Origin of the sequence: Companilactobacillus baiquanensis (genome assembly GCF_003946605.1) — a bacterium.
In the GTDB taxonomy this organism is placed as follows: domain Bacteria; phylum Bacillota; class Bacilli; order Lactobacillales; family Lactobacillaceae; genus Companilactobacillus; species Companilactobacillus baiquanensis.
On sequence record NZ_RHOQ01000003.1, the window covers coordinates 155848 to 177672 of the forward strand.

Here is a 21825-nt window from a genome sequence, read left to right on the forward strand (position 1 = left end):
ATGAAAAAAAAGTTGTGGATGACTTTTGGACCTGTAATAGTTGCTGCCATAGCCTTATTGGTACTTTTATGGACGCCCATCAAATTTAAAACAATTACACCGACAAAAATTGATCAGGCGTCTACCTCTTTAGATGTTCGTGTCTTAAAGGGAGAGGATGTAAAGAATGCGGCTGAAAAGGAAAACTACATTCCGATTATTGGATCATCTGAACTTTCCAGAATGGATCCATTTCATCCATCTTCGATGGCACAAAAATATCACTGGAAAAATAAACCCTTCTTATTAGGTAATCCCGGAACAGCTTCATTAACCCAAGCATTCAACGTTAATGGGATGACTAATTTAAAGAATAAAAAAGCGGTTTTTATCATTTCTCCGCAATGGTTCACTAAAAAAGGGATTAGAACGGATGCTTTTAAATATTTCCTATCACCAATGCAATTGAGTGGATTTATTTTAAATTCTAATCACGGTAATAAAGAAATGAATGAATACGTTGCCCGTCGTGCAATTGATTTGGGAGTTAAAGAAGGACCGATTGAGAATCAAGCTCTTCAAAGAATTGCTAATGGACAAAAAATTACTGAAACTCAGCGTTTTTACGTCAAACATTTCACTAGAGCAAGCCTCGAAAGCCAAGATAATTTATTTGGAACAGCCTTTTTGAATGATCATCAAGAAAAAATAGATGAAGCAGCATCCAAACTTCCAGATGATTATGATTATAAGAAACTAAATAAATTAGCGGCTAAAATGGCAAAACAACATTCACATGAGAATGATTTACAAATTGGTGATTCATTTTATAAGAAGCAATTGATGAAACGAATCTATACATATAAGAATTCTCATCGTCATGCTGATTATCTGCATTCACCTGAATATAATGATTTCCAAGCTCTACTGTACATGTTCAAGCAAAATCATGTTCAAGTAATGTTTGTTATTCAACCGGTTAATGAAAAATGGGTTAAGTACACCGGTATGCCAAAGAGTGCCTTGATCAATTTTGATAAGAAGATAACTTATCAACTCAAATCTCAAGGTTTCAATGACATCGTTGATTTAACCAATGTTAAAAACAAAAACTATATTGCTGAAGATACTATTCATATGGGATGGCGTGGATGGTTAATGCTAGACAAGCATTTGAAGAATTTTTATAAGGATAAAAATGCCGATCCAAGTCAAACACAGTATCGAATGAACAATTATTTCTTAACCGACACATGGGCTAATAATACTAAATTTTAACTTCCCAAGCCTGGCAGGTAAGGGAAGTAAAGCCCGCAATAATTGGATACTGTGTTTCCCCTCAAGCAATGTATCCAGAAAAGTCTGTGACTAAGTCGCAGGCTTTTTTTATCTCCATGAAGTTAATTTGATATAATTTAAGAATAATAAATAATATATTATTTTTATTTACATTTACGAAAGTATGTTATATGATGTGTCTATAAAGTTAAATTCAGAAACCATAAAGAACCAAGATATTTTTTTGCTCAAGTATGTGAAAAAATTAACAAAAAGGAGAATTACAATGGACCAAAAAACAATCAGCCAAGATATTTTACTTAGAATGGTTAAAGCATTCGTAAAAAATGAAGTGGCTCCTTACGATATGGAAATAGATCATACACGTTCTTACGTAAATAACTTGTGGTCAAAAGTAAAAGAGAATGACTTTTTGAGTTTGATGTTACCCGAAGAATATGGTGGTGCCGGCTTTAATGGACGTACTAGTGCCAAAGTCATCAATGAGATCGCTAAGGGTAATGCCAGTCTAGCAGTTACTTTAGAAGGTCATTTCAAATCAGTTGATCAGATTGTGAAATATGGTAATGATGAACTAAAAAATGAATATTTACCACAGGCGAAGAATCGTATTATTGCCTTCTCGATGACAGAACCAAGCGGTGGTTCTAATCCGATGGGAATTAATTCACATGCTGAAAAACGTGGTGATAAGTGGATCATTAATGGAGATAAAATTATGATCACTAATGGTGGTCTTGCCGAAATCTATTGTGTGCTTGTCAAAACTGCACCAGATGAATTGTCATTCTTCGTTGTTGATAACGAAATGGAAGGCTTTGAATATGGCAAACAAGAAAACTTCTTAGGTCTGACTGGTGTTCCAGTTGGTGAGATCGTTATGAATAACATTGAAGTTGATGAGTCACATTTACTTGGTAAAGTCGGTATGGGAAAAGAAATCGGTGATAGTGCCCATGATGATGCCCGTGTGCTTATGGGAGCTGTTTTAACAGGAATCATGGAACATGAATTGGATTTAGTTACTGATTATGCAACACATCGTAAAGCAATCGATACACCTATCATTCAAATGCAAGGTATTCAAAGAAAAATCGCTGATATTGCTATTTCTAAAGAAACAACTAAGTTACTTTATCAAAAGGCTGCCTGGATGAAAGATCACGGACAAGATTATGAAGAAGAAGCAGCAATGGCTAAAGCCTATGGTTCAAGAAGTGCTGTTAAAGCTGGTGATGATTCATTACAAATTCTTGGTGGTTATGGATATAGTTTGGATTATCCAATTGAACATTTGATCAGAGACGCCCGTGCTATGGAAATTGCTGAAGGTACCGTTGAAAAGATGAGAACAGCAATTGCCCTAAAAGAAGCAGAAAGTCGCGCTTAGGAGGATATTATGAAAATAGTTGTAGGAATTAAACAAGTACCAGAAACAACCAACGTTAAAATCAATGAGAAGACTAAAAATATTGACCGTCGCGGCATCAGTGGTGTCATCAATCAATATGATCGCCACGCCTTAGAAGCTGCTTTTGAGATAAAGGCGAAAACAAATGCAGAAGTTATTGTAATGACAATGGGACCAGATGATTTTGTAGTTTCATTGCAAGAAGCTTTAGCATTGGGAGCAGATTCGGCAGTTCTTTTATCAGATCGTGCCTTTGCGGGTGCCGACACACTTGCCACAGGATATGTTTTAAGTGAAGCAATTAAAAAAATCGGCGATGTCGATTTAGTATTGTTGGGTCAACAATCTGTTGATGCTGATACTGGTCAAATGGGACCAATTATTTCAGAATTCTTAGATATTTCTCAAGTTACATACGCAAGTAAATTGGATGTTGAAGAAGGCGGCCTAAGAATCAAACGTTATCTTGAAAATATTGAACAAGATATTACTGCTAAATTACCAGTTTTAGTCACAGTTACTGATCAAGCCAATGACCCTAAATACGTTAATATTGTTGAGATCGCCAAAAGTTTTGAAAAAGAAGTTACAACTTGGCATGCTAGTGACTTAAATTTAGATGCTGATCGCGTTGGACAAGCAGGATCGCCATCAGTAGTTAGAAGTATTTCATCACCTAAAGAAGTCGTTAAAGATAATTACAAACTACCTGATAATCCTCAAGATGCAGCTGATGAATTAGTTAAGATCTTAAAAGATAAGAATATTTTAGTGGAGGACAAGTAAATGGAATTTTTAAAAGAAAATTGGATTTTTGCTGAAGTTGATTTGAATAAAGTTAATCCGATTACATATCAATTAATTACAAAAATGAATCAAATCAGTGAATTGCCAGTAACAGTTGTCCTCGTTGAAGGAAGTTCTGAATCTTTAGAAGAAGACATCAAAGAATATGGTCCTGATAAAATCATTACTATTAAGAATGATCAACTTGTTCAAGGTAATGATTTAGAAATGACCAATGCTTTGGATACTTTAATAGAAAAAACAGGTCGTCCTAATAGTTTTGTTTTTGCAGCTACAGTTGTTGGACGCTCACTCGCACCACGCTTGCAAGCAAGATTAAGAACAGGATTAACGGCAGATTGTTTAGATCTTCATTTTGAAGATGATGGTACTTTGGTACAAACTAAACCCTCATATGGTGACAATATCATGTGTGAGATCGTTGTTCCTAATCATCGTCCACAAATGGCAACAGTCCGTTCAAACGTTTTTGAAGCTAAGAAACTTAATAATCCTATGACAAAGGTTATCAACATTACTAACTTGAAAGTTGTTCAGGATAAACAGTTAACTATTTCAAGCAAACCTTTACCACAAGAGAGTGCTGAAAGTATAACTGAAGCTAATCGAATCGTTGCCATCGGACGTGGAGATAAGACCGAAGAAAACTTAACTAATGCAAAAAGATTGGCTGATAAATTGCACGCTGTTATCGGAGTTACTCGTCCATTAACAGACCTTGAAGAATTTGATATCAACGATCAAATCGGACAAAGTGGTCAAAGTGTATCACCTGATATTCTTATTAATCTAGGTATTTCAGGAGCAGTTCAATATACAGCAGGTATTTCTAATGCTAAAACAATTGTCTCTGCTAACACAGATAAAGATGCTCCGATCTTTAAGCATTCAGACTACTACTATGTAGGAAATGCCGAAGAATTTTCTAAGGCCTTGGAAAAGGCGCTACAATAACAGATAAAGCGGTTTTCATCAGATGATGGAAATCGCTTTTTTCAGTTTAGATAAGTTCTATTATTTGCAAACATGATATATTTTTGTTAGTGTAAAAGCGTGCTGCTATTATTTATAACTTATGAATAATAGCATTTTTATTTCATAGGATGATAATTTGTAAGGTTAATTTTAAACCTTAAATTAACGATATTATGACTAATAATATTTGAACGTAAAGTTAAGATTAGTTACTAAAAGGAAACATATATCAGAATAGGGAAGAAGGATTTAATGAGCGTAAAAGTTGAAGTTAAAAATTTAACTAAGATTTTTGGTAAACATATTGGCCGAGCAAAAGAACTTATTAAGCAAGGCAAAACTAAATCGGAAATTCTGAAAGAAGCCGGCGCCACTGTCGGTGTTGATCAAGCCAACTTTAAGATCGATGATGGTGAGATCTTTGTTATTATGGGCCTTTCCGGTAGTGGTAAATCTACATTAGTTCGTATGATCAATCGGTTGATCGAACCAACTGACGGAGAAGTTTTAATTGATGGCGAAAACTTAATGAAGATGGATAAAAAGAAACTTCGAGAAGTTCGCCGTAAAAAGATGAGTATGGTTTTCCAAAATTTTGGTCTATTACCTAATAGAACCATTATTGAAAATGCCGAATATGGATTAGAGATTCAAGGCGTTGATAAAACTGAACGTCGTAAAAGAGCCAAAAAGGCATTGGAACAAGTAGGAATTACGGGTTATGACGATGAGTATCCAGATCAATTATCTGGTGGTATGCAACAACGTGTTGGACTTGCCCGTGCATTAGCTAATGATCCACAAATTCTTTTGATGGATGAGGCTTTCTCAGCTCTTGATCCACTGAATAGAACCGATATGCAAGATCAGCTCCTAGATATTCAAGAAGGACTAAAGAAAACAATAATTTTTATTAGCCATGATCTAAATGAGGCCTTGAAATTGGGTGATCACATTATGATCATGCGTGATGGTGAAGTTATTCAAACGGGAACACCTGAAGATATTTTGACTCATCCGGCTAATGATTATGTTGAAGAATTTATTGAAAACGTTGATCGTAGTAAAGTTCTTACTGCTGGTAACGTCATGATCAGACCAGTAACTATCAATATTGATAAAGCCGGTCCAAGACTTACTTTGAAACGAATGAAGAATAATGAAGTTTCAACGGCTTATGTTGTTGATAATAAACGTAAACTGATCGGTATTGTCGATGCTAATGATGTTATTGGCTTGGTTAGACATGATAGTAGTGATCTTCGCTCAGTAGTTAAGACAGACGTTCCTACTACTAATGAAGAAACACCTATTTCTGATTTAATGGATGATATTTCGCAAACAGGTATACCATTTGCTGTTACTAATGATAAAGGACAGCTTAAAGGAATTATTGTTCGTGGTGCTGTTCTTGGTGCCTTGGCAGGAAATGAGGTGAGTGAATTTGAGTAGTATCCCACAAATACCATTGGCTAGTTGGATCGACAGTTTTGTTGACTGGTTAGTACAATTTACAGGGTTTTTCAATGCGATAACTAATTTTATTGGTGGAATCAATAATGCCTTTCAATGGGTATTTGACCTTATTCCAATTTGGTTATTCATTGTTTTAGTATTAGCTTTAACATTTTATGTTAATCGACGTGATCAGCGTTGGGGTTTACTTATTTTTGAATTTCTAGGTTTACTTTTGATTTGGAATCTGGATTTTTGGAGAGATATGACACAAACTCTAACCTTAGTTTTAACATCTAGTTTGATTGCTTTAGTTATCGGTATTCCTTTAGGAATCTTGATGGCTAAGAGTCATGTAGCAGAAGTTATTTTAAAACCAATTCTTGACTTTATGCAGACAATGCCAGCCTTTGTTTATTTAATACCAGCTGTAGCATTATTTGGAATTGGAATGGTACCAGGTATTGTTGCCTCAGTTATTTTTGCTATGCCTCCAACAGTTAGAATGACCAATATGGGTATTCGTGAAGTTCCAGATGAACTGATCGAAGCCGCTGATTCTTTTGGTTCAACTGAATGGCAAAAATTATTCAAAGTTGAATTACCAATAGCTAAGACAAGTTTAATGGCCGGAGTTAACCAAAGTATGATGTTATCTCTATCAATGGTTGTTATTGCTTCAATGATCGGTGCCATGGGTCTTGGTACTAAAGTTTACTTTGCCGTTGGTAGAAATGATGCTGGTGGCGGATTTGCTGCCGGTTTAGCAATTGTTATCTTAGCAATTATTTTAGATAGATTGACACAATCATTAACAAGAGATCATAGAGGATAGGAGGGATTGTTTGAAGAAAAAATTAAAGCTTTTAGGTCTTTTCTTTGTAACATTACTGATTATTCCAGTGATCACAGCTTGCAGTTCACAAACAAAACCTTATGATAGTAAGGAAAAAATAGGTCCACAAATAAACTATACGGTTACTGGAATTGATGCTGGTGCAGGTATTATGTCGTCTGCTCAAAAAGCTTTAAAAACTTATGGACTAGAAGATAAAAACTGGCAATTACAGACCAGTTCAACAGCAGCCATGACAAGTACTTTGGATAAGGCCATTAAAGACAAACGCCCAATAGTCATCACTGGATGGCAGCCGCATTGGATGTTTACTAAGTATCCCATCAAATTCTTAAAAGATCCTAAAAATGTTTTCGGTAAAGCAGAAAGCATTCATACGATCGTCCGTAAAGGATTAAAGGAAGAAAAACCTGAAGCATATACAATTTTGGACCGTTTCCATTGGAAACCCGCTCAAATGTCAGAAGTTATGCTAAAAGTTAATGGTGGTATGGATCCACAAAAAGCCGCTAAAGAATGGATCAAAGATAATCCTAAAATAGTTAATGAATGGACTAAAGACGTTAAGAAAGTTCATGGGAAATCCCTAAAAATGACTTATGTAGCTTGGGATTCTGAAATTGCTTCTACCAATGTGATCGCACAAGTATTACGCGATCAAGGTTATAAAGTAACCATTCAGGCCATGGAACAACAACCAACCTGGGCTGCCATTGCAACCAAAGCAGCCGATGCTCAAGTAAGTGCATGGTTACCTAAGACGTCTGGATTGTATTATAAGGATTATAAAGGACGCTTTGAAGATTTAGGACCTAATTTAAAGGGCGCTAAAGTTGGATTAGCAGTACCTAAGTATATGAAGAATATTAATTCAATCGAAGATTTAAAAAATAAGTAGAGCGCTCATATCTGCCCAAGGCGGACGTGGGGGCTCTTTTTATATGTTAAACAGAAGAAGTAGTGTATTTTAGCAGTAAATTTTTGACTAAAAACATATCCAGCTAAGAAAATAATACTCAACAGGAATAATAAATATACCCATTTAATATAATTATTGTATATTTAAATAAATGCCAAGATCTATATGGTAAGCGATTACCGATGAGTATATAATTCTAGATATGGGAATATTATATTTTTATATAGAGGTGTTTGCCGAATGAACATACAATATTTTGTAGATAGAAGAAAAAAATTAGGGCTATCACAGAGAAATCTTAGTGATGGAGTTTGTACCCAAGCAACTCTAAGCAAGTTTGAGAATAATGGTCAAATTCCATCGTTACGAATCTTGATTCAATTATGTAATCGCTTGGATATTTCATTAGATGATATTATGGGTATAAATGATAGTACCTCTAAAAAAATTGTTACTTCAATGAATGACGTAGAATTCAACTTAATAACTAGTGAATTTAAAAAGTCTCGAGAAATTATGAAGAGTATTGATGTTGATCTTTTGAAAGATGACAAAGATGCATTGATGCAGTATTACTATTTGAAAGGTTATTTGAACATTCTCGATAAGTTAGGAGATCTTTTTGAAGCTGTTTTTGATTTTAATCAAATTTTGACGGATTTAGATCCTGATGGTAAAACTATTTTTACTTTCTTAGCTTATACAGGAATGGGAATGGTATACGCTAAACAAGAAGATTCTGATAAGAGTGAATATTATTTCAGCAAAGTTTTCAATGACATCTATGGTATGCCGATCGATGATGTTAGTAAAATTTGGCGTTATATAAGTATCATTTTCTATTGTGGAGTTTACTATTCTAATCAAAAAGACTATGAAACAGCTAATACTTTATTAAATTATGGTATTAAAGTTTGTGCCGATAATCATGTGACTTATTATATTGCTAGATTGTATTTACAGTTGGCAGTTAATGTTTGTGAGACTAAGGGCACAGATGAAGAAGTTCATGGGTTATTGAATCGTGCTAAAGTATTTTCAGAATTTAATCGTAATCATAATGAATTGATTGAGATCGATAAAATGATTGAGGAATGTGACAGATAAAATTAAAATTGTTCTTAGATAAGAAATAAGTTAAATTTTTTTAGTTTATTTTTTTTTGCTTTCACAAGCTAATAAAATTACGAATCCTGACATTTAAGTATGCGCTTACATTGATAGCCAAAAATAATCACAATCTATATATTATAAGAATTTAATTAACATAAAATGGTGTTTACAAATCACTGAAATGCCTATATTCTAGGGATATAGTTAATCTTTAAATTAATTTGCGTTCTTCATTTGAAGAATAAAATATACAAATTATATAACTTTTTTATATATAAATAGTTCCTGGAGATAATCAACATTGTTTGTAAATTGATTTACATTTATGCAACTTAATTTAAGATTGATGAATTGTTTTTAGGGGGGATCATATGGCTTCTTATAAGAAGTTGAATAAAATTTTGCTATTTGTTTTAGTTATAGCATTTTCTATTCTAATAGCCGGTGGTTTATTGATTTTTAAGAATGAAGCACCAAGACCATCAAGAATAGTTACTAGTTCTGGGGAAACAGTTGTAACAAAAGCTGAATTAGTTTCAGGACAGGCAGTTTTTGAGAAGTACGGTTTAACCGATTATGGGACTTATCTAGGAAACGGTACTTATTTTGGACCAGATTATACAGCGGAAGCACTTCATATTTATTTAAAAGGTATGGATGAATATTATGCCAATAAAGAATATGATACTGACTTTAAAAAGCTTTCTACAGAACAGAAATCTGGTATTAAGGGTGTTGTTAAAAAGGAAATTAGAACCAATCGATACAATGAGAAAAAGGATCAATTAGTTTTGACTACAGCTCAAGTAGCTGGATTAAAGTATCTTACAAGTTACTATCGGGATGTATTCAAAAATAATCCGGATGAAGCCGGACTTCCTGAGAATATGATCAAAAATATGACTAATGACTTTATGAAGTCAGGTAATAAAGTTGATCAAATGACATATTTCTTCTTTTGGGGGGCATGGTTATCGTCAACAAACCGACCTGATCGATCGTATTCATATACGAATAATTGGCCATATGATCTGGACGCCGGTAATGTGATGACATCAGAAGCTATGCTTTGGACCGCCATGTCAGTAGCTTTACTGGTCGCGGGTGTGGGAATAGTAATTTATTTCTACAAACGTTATCACTTAGATATGCAATATACTTTAGATTATAAAGATATAAAGAAAATACGAACTGATGAGCCAATAACAAGCTCTCAAAGAAAAGCTGCTAAGTATTTCTTGATTGTAATGCTGATGTTCTTTGTTCAAGTTCTCTTAGGTGAGTTATTAGCGCATTATTATGTTGAAAATTCATTCTTTGGAATACCGTTGCAAAATATTTGGCCGTTTAATCTAGCCAAGACTTGGCACTTGCAACTAGTTATTTTCTGGGTAGCAACAGCGTGGTTGGCAACGGGAATATACATTACACCAAGAATTATTGGACGTGAGCCAAAACGTCAAGGCTTACTGGTAGATATTTTATTTTACGCATTACTAGTAGTTGTTGCTGGTTCAATGCTTGGTGAGTGGGGCTCAACTTTAGGTATCATTAATGACAAATGGTGGTTGTTTGGACATTATGGATGGGAATATGCCGAGATGGGTAAATTCTGGCAAATTCTCTTCATAATTGGAATGGTTTTATGGGTAATTATCCTATTAAGAGGATTTTTACCAGCTATTAAAATTAAGAAAAATTTGGACCGTTCACGTCTTCTACAATTGTTACTTTGTGGTTCGATCGCAATTCCAGCATTTTATTTGGCTTCACTGTTTATTCTTCCCAATTCACATGTAACATTTGCTGATTATTGGAGATGGTGGATCGTTCATCTTTGGGTTGAAGGTATTTTTGAATCATTTGCGGTCATTTTGATTGGTTACTTATTAGTTGATATGAAATTAACAACCATTAAATCAACCATTAGAGCCTTGTATTTCCAGCTTATTTTATTACTAGGTACAGGTGTTGTCGGAATGGGACATCATTATTTCTGGCAAGGTGATCATTCGATTTGGCTGGCACTTGGATCAAGTTTCTCTGCACTTGAAGTAATCCCACTTTGTCTATTAGTTTGGGAAGCTTATACTCACTATCGAGTTTATAAGGACAGTTCAACTGACTTCCCATACAAAGGGACATTTATGTTCTTAGTATCAACTGGTCTATGGAATGCAATTGGTGCTGGAGCATTAGGATTCTTGATCAATGCACCAGCAATTAATTACTTTGAGCACGGAACACAATGGACATCTGCCCATGCACATGGATCAATGGCAGGAGTTTATGGATTCTTCTCAGTGGCAATTATGTTGTTTGCAATTAGACATTTAACTAAGACTGAATTTTGGACTGAAAAAGTAGAGAAATGGATCAAATGGGCATGTATTACAATGAATGTTGGTTTGGCTGGTATGGTATTTGTCACATTAATGCCAATGGGATTCTTACAACTAAAAGATGCTCTTGAGCATGGTTATTGGCATGCCAGATTGGCAACCTTCTATCAAGATCCTGTAATTATGGGACTTACAATTGCGAGATCAGTACCAGATCTTATCTTCACTTTTGGAGTGGTTGTATTATTAGTAATCTTCTTTAGAGCAATGTTCCACCTGAAACCAGCTTCAAATAAGATAGATCCAGTTGATTATGAAATTAAATAGTCATTAAGAACTTTAAAATCGCAGTCAATGGATTGCGATTTTTCTTTGTCTTGTTTTATAAATTCAGATCTTTTTTTGCTCGAAATTAGTTGAACTATATGATACGATAAATATCCTTTTGGCAAGCTTAAAATATTGGAGGATGAAAATGACTGATACACAATTTATTGAAATAGTGAATGATCGAGAAAACAATTTAAAAAATATTAGTTTAAGAATTCCTAAGAACAAATTGACCGTTTTTACTGGAGTTTCAGGATCAGGTAAATCATCAATTGTCTTTGATACTATTGCTCAAGAAGCTGGTCGACAATTAAATAGCACTTATAATAGCTTTACCAGATTATATTTACCTAAATATAAACGTCCTGATGCTGATGAAATACATAATTTGTCTACGGCGATTATTATTGATCAAAAGCCGCTAGGAGGTAATGCACGTTCAACTTTAGGAACAATTAGTGATATCAGTCCATTATTTAGAATCTTGTTTTCTAGATTTGGTCAGCCTAAATATGGTAATGCCAGTAATGCTTTCTCTTTCAATGACCCCGAAGGAATGTGTCCGCAATGTGAGGGTATCGGTCGAAGCTATGTAGTTAAACTTGATACTGCTTTAGATTACGATAAATCCTTAAATGACGGAGCAATCTTATTACCAGGGTATTCTAAGAATTCATTTTATTTACAAACAGTCCTGAATTCAGGTCTTTTTGATAACGACAAACCTGTTAAAGAATTTAACGATGACGAAATGGAAAACCTTTTAAACGGAGAGACTAAAATAACTGTCGATTATAAAGGTAGTTCAATACAAACAAGTTATGAGGGGATCATTAAGAGATTTTACCGTACTAATATTCAGGAAAATAAAACAATGAGTGATGGTGCCCGTAAGAAAATTGAAAAGTTTGCCGAAATGTCTACTTGTACTATGTGTCACGGAACTAGATTCAACAAGAAGGTTTTAGATTCCAAGATAAATGGGTACAATATTTTTGATTTAACTAACATGCAACTTGATAATTTACAGAAAACATTGAATGAATTTACTGACGAATCAATGAAGCAACTGATCGATAATCTACAAGAACGAATTTCTAGTTTGATCAATATTGGTTTAGATTATTTGAGTTTAACTAGGGAAACTTCCACCTTATCAGGTGGGGAAAGTCAGCGTGTTAAAACAGTTAAATATCTTTCCAATAGTTTAACTGATTTGATTTATATTTTAGATGAACCTAGTACAGGGTTACACCCGCGTGATGTTCATCGTTTGAACGATCTTTTATTAAAATTACGCGATAACGGTAATACTGTTTTGGTAGTCGAACACGACCCTGATGTTATTAAAATTGCTGATTTCATAGTTGATGTAGGACCTAGAGCTGGGATTCATGGTGGAGAAATTCAATTTACAGGTAGTTATCAAGAACTGTTAAAATCAGATACTTTGACGGGAAAGTATTTATTAAATAATTTACCAATGAATAATCATCCAAGAACTGCAAAGCAATTCATAAGCAGCTCTAAAAGCACTCTGCATAATTTGAAAAACGTACAGCTAACTGTACCAAAAGGACTATTCACCGTTATAACGGGTGTCGCTGGTTCAGGAAAAAGCACTTTGGTGGAACAAGTTTTCGCAGAAGAAAATCCAGATGCTATCGTGATAGACCAAAGCCCGCTTCATGCAAACAGCCGCTCAAATTCAACTACATATACAGGCGCTATGAACGATATCAGAAAGTTATTTGGTTCTAAAAACGATGTTGAAGATGGCTTGTTTAGTTATAACTCTAAAGGAGCATGTCCAAAGTGTAACGGTAAAGGTGTAATTGAGTTGAATATGTCCTTCATGGAAAATTCAGAAATAGAGTGTCCAACCTGTCATGGAGGCAGATTTGCACCGGAAGTTTTGCAATATAAATATAAAGAAAAAAGTATTGTTGAGGTTATGGATCTAACGGTTGAAGAGGCGGTAGATTTCTTTGATGATAGTAAAATAAAATCTAAATTACAAAAAATTCAAAATGTTGGATTGGATTATTTAACATTGGGACAATCATTAAGTACGATCTCTGGTGGTGAAAGCCAGCGTTTGAAAATTGCTAAAGAATTAAGTAAAAAGGGAAACATTTTCATACTAGATGAGCCGACCACCGGATTACATGTTTCTGACACAAAGAATTTAATCAGAATTATCAATGATTTAGTGGACAAAGGAAATACCGTTATTGTGATCGAACACAATGTCGATGTTATGCGCAGTGCTGACTGGATAATTGATATTGGTCCAGATGGCGGTTCGCGTGGTGGCGAGATTATCTATCAAGGTTTGGTTAGTGGTCTAGTCGATAATGATGAATCAGTTACAGCCAAATATCTTTACTTTTCTGAAACCTATAACTAAAAAGTTATAGGTTTTTGTTGTTATATAGGGCTTAACGTCCATTTTTTATAAGAATTAATATTCCAAAATGACAAGCACTTATTACATATTTAATATAATATTATTAATATAAGATATTCTAAAATGATTTTGATTTATTTTGGAAATGATTCATGTATATATGGGGTGGTAATATGATTAAAACAAGGAGACTTTTATACCCTCTTTTATTTTCTTTAATTGGTTTAATAACTTTGTTTATGATAACTGGTTTACAAGTTAAAGCGGATGACAGTAAGGTTTCTATTAGTGTGCAGGATGCAGTTTTAACAGCAGACACTAATGCATATGTTGTTGATCAAACGACAAAATCAAAAATAAGTAATAATACTTCAATTATGGACAGCCAGGCTCAGTCGTATGTTGATACCGATTCGGTTAACCCCGGCGATAAATTGGAATTCAATTATATGTTTGTATTTAACAGCGGTGAAGCAACTGCCAATATGCAAGCAACCATTGCTTTGCCCAAAAATGTTACTTTTAGTACTGGAACTATTGGGAAGATAGTTTATACGTCAAGTGATGGGAAAAAGACTACAACAACTGATATTTCAGATAGCGCAGTTGATTCCGATAATAATTTAACGACTTCAATTGATGACTTGGGAACAGGTAAAGATTACGCTTCAGCAAGAATTGTTTTGAATGCTACAGCAGGTGATGCAGGCCAAACAGTTGAAAAATCACAAATTTCTTACGAGGCTGATAATTATGATAATGTAGATAATACGCCTGAATTTGATATTAAAGATCCAGCAAATTCAATTGTTGCCGCTACTGATAGTAGTTCCCTTCAAACATATGATGGGGATACTTTTAATTTAACCGGAACAATGGATTATAAGAACGATGACGGTATAGCTTTTAAAAATGAAAATATGTACATTTACACCAATATTGATGGAGTAGATCAGCTACCAGTACAAGATACCGCAAGTAGTGACAAGAATTTCTCATTGATCATGCAACCACTTGCAATAGGAAATCATACGATCACTGTTCAAATTGTTCAGAAAAACTATAACAGCACCGGTGAAACAATTGTTTCTAACATATTGACTTATAACGTTGAAGTTTCTGCCAATTCATTGATCATTACTAAAGATAAATCATTTGATGGCGACGGCTATACAGTTAATGATGATGATCCTGTTAATATTAAGGGTACCTACAAACATGCGGACGGCAGTGAAGCCCATGGAACGACAAGTGGTTTGACGTTAGATTATCAAATAACGTCACGAGCAGATACCGATGATCCAAATGTTCAAGATTCACAAAGCGCAACCTATAATGATAATGGAACCTTTAATTTTGCGGTTGATCCAGTTGTTTACAAGATGATGGGTGGGAGAAGTCCCCTAATAGAACAAGCCTTCACGTATGACCAATACATAGCAAAACACGGATATAAGGGCCTAGAAGTAGGTAAAAATATTGTGACGGTTACTTTAAAAGATCAGAATGGTCACGTATCAGATCCAACACAGTTTGTAATTAATGTTCCAGATGTTCAACTAAACTTGAGTTTAGGAGCTAATGATATAGGGTCTTATAATCCTAATGCTTCCTTAGGTGGGACTTATAATATACCCATCAGTTTGTCTTACTCTGATACAAACTATCAATTCTCTGAGGAAAGTGTCGCTGCTCTTAATACTTTAAATAATGTTGAGGCTAGATCAAATTTCGCCGCAGGTGATGATTTAGTTAATAGATTAAATGGGGATCAAAGCATAGCAATGGAGAATTCGGGAAAATCATATTATGGTTTTAGTAGTCCTGATAATCTTGTAATTTCAGACAAGGCGTACCCAGCTTCTATTTATTATGTTGATACATATGGAAGAAAATCCAATACAGTTGATTATAATGTAACTTTCCGTTCTAAATATGTCGAAATCAAAACTGAAGATAATTATAAGTTTAAAAGCTTTAAAAATGCTGACAGCGAAGCTCCTATGAGAGATGGTGACTGGAATGTTAAGGTTGAAAGTTATAAATCTAGTTGGACTTTAAGAGCTAGTGCCACACCATTTTATCAGTACTTTACCGATGGTAGAAAGCCAGTTGAATTAGGTGGACATCTGTTTTATAACACACCGTATGACGACGGACAGTCAGCCTCATTACCGATGGAAAATCAACAAGTTGTTATAGACAAATATACAGCTAATTTAAATAGTGATCATGTTATAACTACTGATGTTGCTTCTAAATGGGATAATAATACGGGTATATTGCTGAGTGTAAGAGGTCCAAGTAACAGCTATGCCGGTACTTATACTTCTACTATTTCGTGGGAAGCAACAGACAGTATTTAAAAGTTTCTGTGAATAATTTTAAATTAATGTTGAATTCTCTAATTTTAAGTGCTAGTATTACACCAATCAAAACAAAAGGAGGTTAGTGAATATGTTTAATAATAGTAAAGTACAAATAAACAGATCTCTAGCTTCCTTATTAGCCTTATTACTCTAACGCAGGACTCTGACAATTAATGTCGAGCCCTATTTGCGTTATTGGATGGGGCTCTTTTTTTACACCTCATCTAATTGATGAGGTGTTTTTTGTTTTTGTATCGGAGGAGGAGTAAATGAAAAAATATCAAATTGCTGTATTAGCTGGTGATTATATTGGACCAGAAATAATGTCTGCGGGATTAAGAGTTTTAAAAGCGGTCAGTGAAGATAGTGATTTTGAGTACGAATTAAGAAAGCTGCTCTTTGGTGGAGCGGCAATCGATGAGGTTGGTGAACCTTTACCGCAAAATACTTTAACAACTTGTAAAAATAGTGATGCAATTCTTTTAGCCGCTATTGGCGGGCCAAAATGGGATCATGCTTTAAAAAGACCAGAAGAAGGTTTACTAGCAATTAGAAAAGAATTAGGATTGTTTTCCAATATTCGTCCAACTAAAATCGATCGATCAATGATCTCATATTCACCGATAGAAGTTACCGATTCAGTGGATTTTGTCATAGTTAGGGAGCTTACTAGTGGTATCTATTTTGGAAAACCTAGTGAATTAACTGAAAATGATGCTTTTGATACTATGCGTTATAGCGCTAGAGAAATTAGGAGGGCTGCAAAAATTGCCTTTGAAATGGCAATGAAACGAAAAAAACATGTCACCTTAGTCGATAAGGCAAATGTTTTATCAACTAGTAAATTGTGGCGTCGGGTCGTAAAAGAAGTCGCTAATCATTATCCAGAAGTAACTTACGATACTAGTTATGTTGATTCAGCGGCGATGAAAATAATTTCAACACCAGAACAATTTGATGTTTTATTAACTGAAAATCTTTTTGGAGATATTCTAAGTGATGAAGCAGCTCAAATAACAGGCTCTTTAGGAACTATTCCATCTATGAGCATTGGATCATCTGGGCCAGCCCTATATGAACCTATTCATGGGTCAGCTCCAGATATTGCCGGAAAAGAAATAGCTGATCCGATTTCAATGATTAAATCAATTGCGATGATGTTGGACAATTCCTTTGATAGAGAGGATTTAGCGCAAGAAATATATTCTTCCATTTATCAGTCAATAAACGAAAAGAACGTAACACCTGACTTAGGTGGTGATCGTAGTACCACAGAAGTGACCGATGCAATTATTAAAAATATCAAAGAAAGTAGGGAGCAATATGTCAAAAACAATGTTCGATAAGATCTGGGATAAGCATGTCATTACAGGAAAAGTTGGCGATCCACAATTACTTTATGTCGATCTGCAATTACTGCATGAAGTAACTTCACCACAGGCTTTTGAAGGCTTACGCGAAAATAATAGAAAAGTTAGATGCCCAGATAGAAATTTTGCCACCATGGATCATAATGTTCCGACCGTAGATATTTTTAATATTAAAGATGCCATTTCTAGAAAACAAATTGATACTTTGAAAAAAAATACTGGAGAATTTGGCGTACGACTGGCAGGAATGGGCAGTGAAGATCAAGGTATAGTACACGTCATCGGTCCTCAATTGGGTTTAACACAGCCGGGCATGATCATTGTTTGTGGAGATTCTCATACGGCAACTCACGGGGCTTTTGGGTCAATTGCATTTGGTATCGGTACAAGCGAAGTGGAACATGTTTTAGCAACACAGACGATTTGGCAAACTAAGCCAAAGACGATGGGGATTCACATACATGGGAAATTACCAAAAGGAATTTATTCTAAAGACATAATCATGGGGATCATTGCTCGTGAAGGGGTGGCATTTGGAACAGGTTATGCGGTCGAATATTTTGGCGATACGATTTCAAATATGAGCATGGAAGAACGCATGACCATTTGTAATATGTCGATCGAAGGCGGCGCTAAGATGGGCAGCATTCAACCTGATAAAACTACTTTTGAGTACGTAAAAGGACGTAAGTACGCCCCTAAGAAAATTGATCAGGCAATTAAGTATTGGCAACAATTTAAAACTGACGATGAATCTGCTTTTGATAAAGTAATTGATTTTGACGTTAGTGATTTGGCCCCATTTGTTTCATGGGGAACTAATCCCGGCATGTCCGTGCCTATAAATAAAGCTTTTCCAGAAATTAAAAATGCTGATGATAAAAAAGCTTATGACTATATCGGTTTACAACCTGGTCAGACAGCACAGCAAATCCCAATCGGTTATGTATTCTTTGGTTCATGTACTAATGGCCGTTTATCAGACTTGATGATCGCAGCTGATATATTGAAGGGACACCATATTGCTAAAGGTGTAACGGCACTAGTAGTTCCAGGATCACGCGAAGTTAAGGAACAGGCAGAGAAACTGGGAATTGATAAGATTTTTAAGGCTGCTGGTTGTGATTGGCGAGAACCAGGATGTTCAGCCTGTTTAGGAATGAATCCTGATCAAGTGCCTTCTGGAGTACATTGTGCATCAACTTCTAATCGTAATTTTGAAGGTCGCCAAGGAGCAGGTGCCAGAACACATTTGGCCAGTCCAGCTATGGTAGCTGAAGCGGCTATTTTTGGACATTTTGTTGATATAAGAAAGGAAGTAATTTAATGAAACCTATTACAATGATTACTAATACCGCTATCCCTTTGATGAAAGATAATATTGATACTGATCAAATTATTCCTAAACAATTTTTGAAAAATATTTTAAAGACCGGTTATGGTAAAAATCTTTTTTACGATTGGCGCTATCTTGACGGTGGAAAGCCAAATTCAAAATTTATTTTAAATCAATCAGAATATCAAGGAGCAAGTATCTTAATAACTGGTGATAACTTTGGCTGTGGTTCATCTAGAGAACATGCTGTCTGGGCTTTAAAGGATTTTGGTTTTGAAGTTGTTATTGCTGGTAGTTACAGCGATATTTTCTATATGAATAGTACCAAAAACGGTTTACTAGCCATTTCTTTACCAAGAAAACAACGTGAGATTTTAGCTAATATTTCAGCTGATGAAAAAATCACAGTTGATTTACCTAACCAAGAAGTAAGTTATAAAAACTATAAATTCAATTTTGAAATTGATCCTTTGTGGAAACACAAGTTTGTAAATGGTCTCGATGATATAGCAATCACTATGGGATATGACAAAGAGATCAGTCAATACGAAAAGCAGATGCCAAACTTTAATTAGGGGGAATGTTTTATGGAAATTCAAGGAGCGACAGATCTTCAAAGTAGAATCGATCGAACACATGAATCACCATTGTTTTATAAAGTATTTGCACTTGTCTCTGGGGGAATGATCCTTGATGCGGCTGATGTTTATATGGCAAGTGCCGTTGCCAGTACTACATTAAAAAACAACTGGTCTACAATTCAACAGAATTCATATTTTCTCTCGAGTGGATTTCTAGGATTATTTATTGGTTCATTGATTGCGGGATTTATTGGCGACTTAAAAGGTAGACGAGTGGCATATCAAATAAATTTGATTTTATTTGGTGCATTCACTTTCTTAGGTGCGTTTGCTCCAAACATGACATTTTTGATAATTTGTCGATTGATATCTAGTATTGGTCTTGGTTCTGAAATTGTAACAGGCTATTCGATGGTCAATGAATTTGCACCAGTTCATAATCGGGGAAAATGGTGTGCAACGACATCTTTGATTGCTAATTGCGGGGCACCGATTACGATGCTCTTGTGTACGCTGATAATTCCAAGATTTGGATGGAGACCGATGTTTGCCTTTATTGGGGTCATCGCAGCAATTCTTTGGTATTTGCGTCGAGATATTCCTGAATCTCCACGTTGGCTGATTGCTCATGGACGTACAAAAGAGGCACAAAAAATAATTGAACGTCTAGAGGTAAATGGAAGCAGCGTTAAAAATACAAATATCAAACCACATGAACAAGTTCATCATTCATTTGTAGTTAGTTTGTTTGTGGCAACCGTAGCTGTTTCAGCAACTATCATTTGTCAGTATACTTTTACTTCTTGGGTACCAACTCTATTGGTACAAAGAAATATCGATATTGGTAATTCACTAGGATTGTCAACCTTAATGATGCTTGGAGCCCCAGTGGGATGTGCCATCGGTGCCTATCTTGTGGATAGAATTGGGCGAAAACTCACGATCGTACCAGCATTTTTCTTTACAGCAATTTTTGGAATGGTTTATGCACAGCAGTCACAAGTTTTTGCAGTCGTATTGGTAGGATTCTTGTTGACAACTTGTTTTTATATTTTGATGGCAAGCGTCGTTGCGGTTTATGTGGCAGAATTGTTCCCAACGAAATTCAGATTTAGAGGGTCAGGTATTGCTAACGGGATTGCTAAACTATTCACCGTCGCTATGCCGATCGTGGTTGCCTGGTTATTGTCATTTACTAGTGCCAATGTCATCTTTTGGATCATTAGTGCTATTGCAATTTTCGCCGGAGCTGTTGTTTGGTTCTTAGGAGATGAAACTAATCAAAAGAATATAAACTAAAAAAATCGGCTATTTTAGCCGACTTTTTGGGTTAATCAGGTAAGATCTGCAAGCTTTTAATTAAGTCTTTCTCTAAAACAATTTCAAATGGACTGGTTCCATTGAATCCGTTCCCAGATACCTTTAAATTAATTACCCAAGTGTCGATACCAGTTTCTTTGGCATCTACTAATTCAAAATGAGATTTTTTTCCTATATTATCAGTCTTATTCCAAATAGCAATTTCTTTTGGTTGGTGATAAATATTACCCCAATCATTCAAAGTGGCATCTTTAGAAAAAATGGAGATGAATTTTTCAGAATCACCATCATTTGTATATTTAATGAAATTATTAATAGCTTCAGGTAAATTATTTTGATCCATAAGACCCTCCTCAATGAACATTTTTCTTAATAAAACCACTTTACTTTGAATAAGTCCATTTTTAACAACTTGCCTTTTGGCGTTAATCGGCTAGACTTAATATAGGATTAAATTATGAGGTAAATATATGATAGAAAAAAATATTAATATAACTGATGCCGAATGGCGCATCATGCGTGTTATTTGGACACTTGATTCAGCCACATCTCGAGAGTTGATCGATATTTTAGGGGAATCAATGGACTGGAAACCAGCAACCATTAAAACTTTGCTCAGACGTCTTTCAGATAAGGGAATCGTTGAAACTAAAAAAGATGGCAATAAATTTATTTATACAGCGACAATGGATGAAAGTGATACTATCGATTTAGCGTCTAAAAAGTTCTTTAATCAAGTTTGTGCCAAAAAGGTTGGTTCTGCAATCGCTTATTTGATCGATAATTCAGAATTAACCCAAGCTGATGTGGATAAAATTCAAACAGCTTTAAATGAAAAAACACCAGTCAAAGAAATAGAGTGCAACTGTATTCCAGATGGTTGTGATTGTTAGTTAGTCTAATCATAATGGATTTATATGTAAAAATTTAGGGAAAGGGCATTTATTAGTCTT

General features: G+C 34.9%; 17 protein-coding genes. 16 read left to right on the forward strand and 1 reads right to left on the reverse strand.

The annotated features are described in order from the left end of the window. From dltD to EKM77_RS06400, 15 genes are all read left to right on the forward strand, one after another. Complete coding sequence (gene dltD / locus EKM77_RS06330; protein WP_125593221.1) at window positions 1–1257, forward strand: D-alanyl-lipoteichoic acid biosynthesis protein DltD; 1257 nt, start codon at window positions 1–3, stop codon at window positions 1255–1257. A 286-nt stretch (window positions 1258–1543) separates the two neighbouring features. Further along, window positions 1544–2668, forward strand: a complete 1125-nt coding sequence (locus EKM77_RS06335; RefSeq protein ID WP_125593222.1) for an acyl-CoA dehydrogenase family protein — start codon at window positions 1544–1546, stop codon at window positions 2666–2668. A gap of 9 nt (window positions 2669–2677) precedes the next feature. Further along, a complete protein-coding gene (locus tag EKM77_RS06340) occupies window positions 2678–3475 on the forward strand; it encodes an electron transfer flavoprotein subunit beta/FixA family protein (RefSeq protein WP_125593223.1) in 798 nt (265 codons plus the stop codon). Then, the gene (locus EKM77_RS06345) at window positions 3476–4450 is read left to right on the forward strand and encodes an electron transfer flavoprotein subunit alpha/FixB family protein (protein WP_125593224.1); all 975 of its coding nucleotides are present in this window, start codon (window positions 3476–3478) and stop codon (window positions 4448–4450) included. Window positions 4451–4723: 273 nt separating this feature from the next. Next, window positions 4724–5923, forward strand: coding sequence for a quaternary amine ABC transporter ATP-binding protein (locus EKM77_RS06350; protein ID WP_125593225.1), 1200 nt, complete (start codon window positions 4724–4726; stop codon window positions 5921–5923). Beyond that, window positions 5916–6761 (forward strand): ABC transporter permease, encoded by an 846-nt coding sequence (locus tag EKM77_RS06355; RefSeq protein ID WP_125593226.1) that lies wholly within the window; start codon window positions 5916–5918, stop codon window positions 6759–6761. Before EKM77_RS06350 ends, EKM77_RS06355 begins: the two co-directional genes overlap by 8 nt. Window positions 6762–6771: 10 nt before the next feature. Beyond that, entirely contained in the window at window positions 6772–7680 is a 909-nt protein-coding gene (locus tag EKM77_RS06360; protein ID WP_125593227.1) for a glycine betaine ABC transporter substrate-binding protein, read from the forward strand. A 261-nt stretch (window positions 7681–7941) separates the two neighbouring features. Continuing rightward, window positions 7942–8808 (forward strand): helix-turn-helix domain-containing protein, encoded by an 867-nt coding sequence (locus tag EKM77_RS06365; RefSeq protein ID WP_125593228.1) that lies wholly within the window; start codon window positions 7942–7944, stop codon window positions 8806–8808. 377 nt (window positions 8809–9185) lie between these two features. Beyond that, on the forward strand, window positions 9186–11483 hold the full coding sequence (locus tag EKM77_RS06370; protein WP_125593229.1) for a nitric-oxide reductase large subunit: 2298 nt from the start codon (window positions 9186–9188) through the stop codon (window positions 11481–11483). A 148-nt stretch (window positions 11484–11631) separates the two neighbouring features. Beyond that, the gene (locus EKM77_RS06375) at window positions 11632–13896 is read left to right on the forward strand and encodes an ATP-binding cassette domain-containing protein (protein WP_125593230.1); all 2265 of its coding nucleotides are present in this window, start codon (window positions 11632–11634) and stop codon (window positions 13894–13896) included. 173 nt (window positions 13897–14069) lie between these two features. Beyond that, window positions 14070–16262: a hypothetical protein gene (locus EKM77_RS06380; RefSeq protein ID WP_125593231.1), complete on the forward strand. Its 2193-nt coding sequence runs from the start codon at window positions 14070–14072 to the stop codon at window positions 16260–16262. Window positions 16263–16534: 272 nt separating this feature from the next. Beyond that, window positions 16535–17611 carry a 3-isopropylmalate dehydrogenase gene (gene leuB, locus EKM77_RS06385; RefSeq protein ID WP_125593232.1) on the forward strand — a complete coding sequence of 359 codons (1077 nt, stop codon included), beginning with the start codon at window positions 16535–16537 and terminating at the stop codon, window positions 17609–17611. After that, window positions 17589–18962: a 3-isopropylmalate dehydratase large subunit gene (leuC, locus tag EKM77_RS06390; protein WP_125593233.1), complete on the forward strand. Its 1374-nt coding sequence runs from the start codon at window positions 17589–17591 to the stop codon at window positions 18960–18962. The genes leuB and leuC overlap by 23 nt, the downstream gene beginning before the upstream one ends. Beyond that, on the forward strand, window positions 18962–19546 hold the full coding sequence (leuD, locus tag EKM77_RS06395) for a 3-isopropylmalate dehydratase small subunit (RefSeq protein WP_125593234.1): 585 nt from the start codon (window positions 18962–18964) through the stop codon (window positions 19544–19546). The genes leuC and leuD overlap by 1 nt, the downstream gene beginning before the upstream one ends. Before the next feature lie 12 nt (window positions 19547–19558). After that, window positions 19559–20851: an MFS transporter gene (locus tag EKM77_RS06400; protein WP_125593235.1), complete on the forward strand. Its 1293-nt coding sequence runs from the start codon at window positions 19559–19561 to the stop codon at window positions 20849–20851. Window positions 20852–20882: 31 nt separating this feature from the next. Here EKM77_RS06400 and EKM77_RS06405 read toward each other — a convergent pair whose 3' ends face one another. Beyond that, window positions 20883–21215, reverse strand: a complete 333-nt coding sequence (locus EKM77_RS06405; RefSeq protein WP_125593236.1) for a nuclear transport factor 2 family protein — start codon at window positions 21213–21215, stop codon at window positions 20883–20885. Window positions 21216–21342: 127 nt separating this feature from the next. Between EKM77_RS06405 and EKM77_RS06410 the strand changes: the two genes are divergently transcribed. Beyond that, a complete protein-coding gene (locus EKM77_RS06410; protein WP_125593237.1) occupies window positions 21343–21765 on the forward strand; it encodes a CopY/TcrY family copper transport repressor in 423 nt (140 codons plus the stop codon). Window positions 21766–21825 lie beyond the last annotated feature (60 nt).

Excerpts from the sequence above, each read along its gene's own strand:
- EKM77_RS06375 (WP_125593230.1), top strand. The coding sequence starts at position 11,632 with ATGACTGATACACAATTTATTGAAATAGTGAATGATCGAGAAAACAAT.
- EKM77_RS06365 (WP_125593228.1), top strand. The coding sequence starts at position 7,942 with ATGAACATACAATATTTTGTAGATAGAAGAAAAAAATTAGGGCTATCA.
- EKM77_RS06400 (WP_125593235.1), top strand. The coding sequence starts at position 19,559 with ATGGAAATTCAAGGAGCGACAGATCTTCAAAGTAGAATCGATCGAACA.
- leuC (WP_125593233.1), top strand. The coding sequence starts at position 17,589 with ATGTCAAAAACAATGTTCGATAAGATCTGGGATAAGCATGTCATTACA.
- dltD (WP_125593221.1), top strand. The coding sequence starts at position 1 with ATGAAAAAAAAGTTGTGGATGACTTTTGGACCTGTAATAGTTGCTGCC.
- EKM77_RS06405 (WP_125593236.1), bottom strand. The coding sequence starts at position 21,215 with ATGGATCAAAATAATTTACCTGAAGCTATTAATAATTTCATTAAATAT.
- EKM77_RS06410 (WP_125593237.1), top strand. The coding sequence starts at position 21,343 with ATGATAGAAAAAAATATTAATATAACTGATGCCGAATGGCGCATCATG.
- leuB (WP_125593232.1), top strand. The coding sequence starts at position 16,535 with ATGAAAAAATATCAAATTGCTGTATTAGCTGGTGATTATATTGGACCA.
- EKM77_RS06380 (WP_125593231.1), top strand. The coding sequence starts at position 14,070 with ATGATTAAAACAAGGAGACTTTTATACCCTCTTTTATTTTCTTTAATT.
- EKM77_RS06340 (WP_125593223.1), top strand. The coding sequence starts at position 2,678 with ATGAAAATAGTTGTAGGAATTAAACAAGTACCAGAAACAACCAACGTT.
- EKM77_RS06335 (WP_125593222.1), top strand. The coding sequence starts at position 1,544 with ATGGACCAAAAAACAATCAGCCAAGATATTTTACTTAGAATGGTTAAA.
- EKM77_RS06370 (WP_125593229.1), top strand. The coding sequence starts at position 9,186 with ATGGCTTCTTATAAGAAGTTGAATAAAATTTTGCTATTTGTTTTAGTT.
- EKM77_RS06350 (WP_125593225.1), top strand. The coding sequence starts at position 4,724 with ATGAGCGTAAAAGTTGAAGTTAAAAATTTAACTAAGATTTTTGGTAAA.
- leuD (WP_125593234.1), top strand. The coding sequence starts at position 18,962 with ATGAAACCTATTACAATGATTACTAATACCGCTATCCCTTTGATGAAA.
- EKM77_RS06345 (WP_125593224.1), top strand. The coding sequence starts at position 3,476 with ATGGAATTTTTAAAAGAAAATTGGATTTTTGCTGAAGTTGATTTGAAT.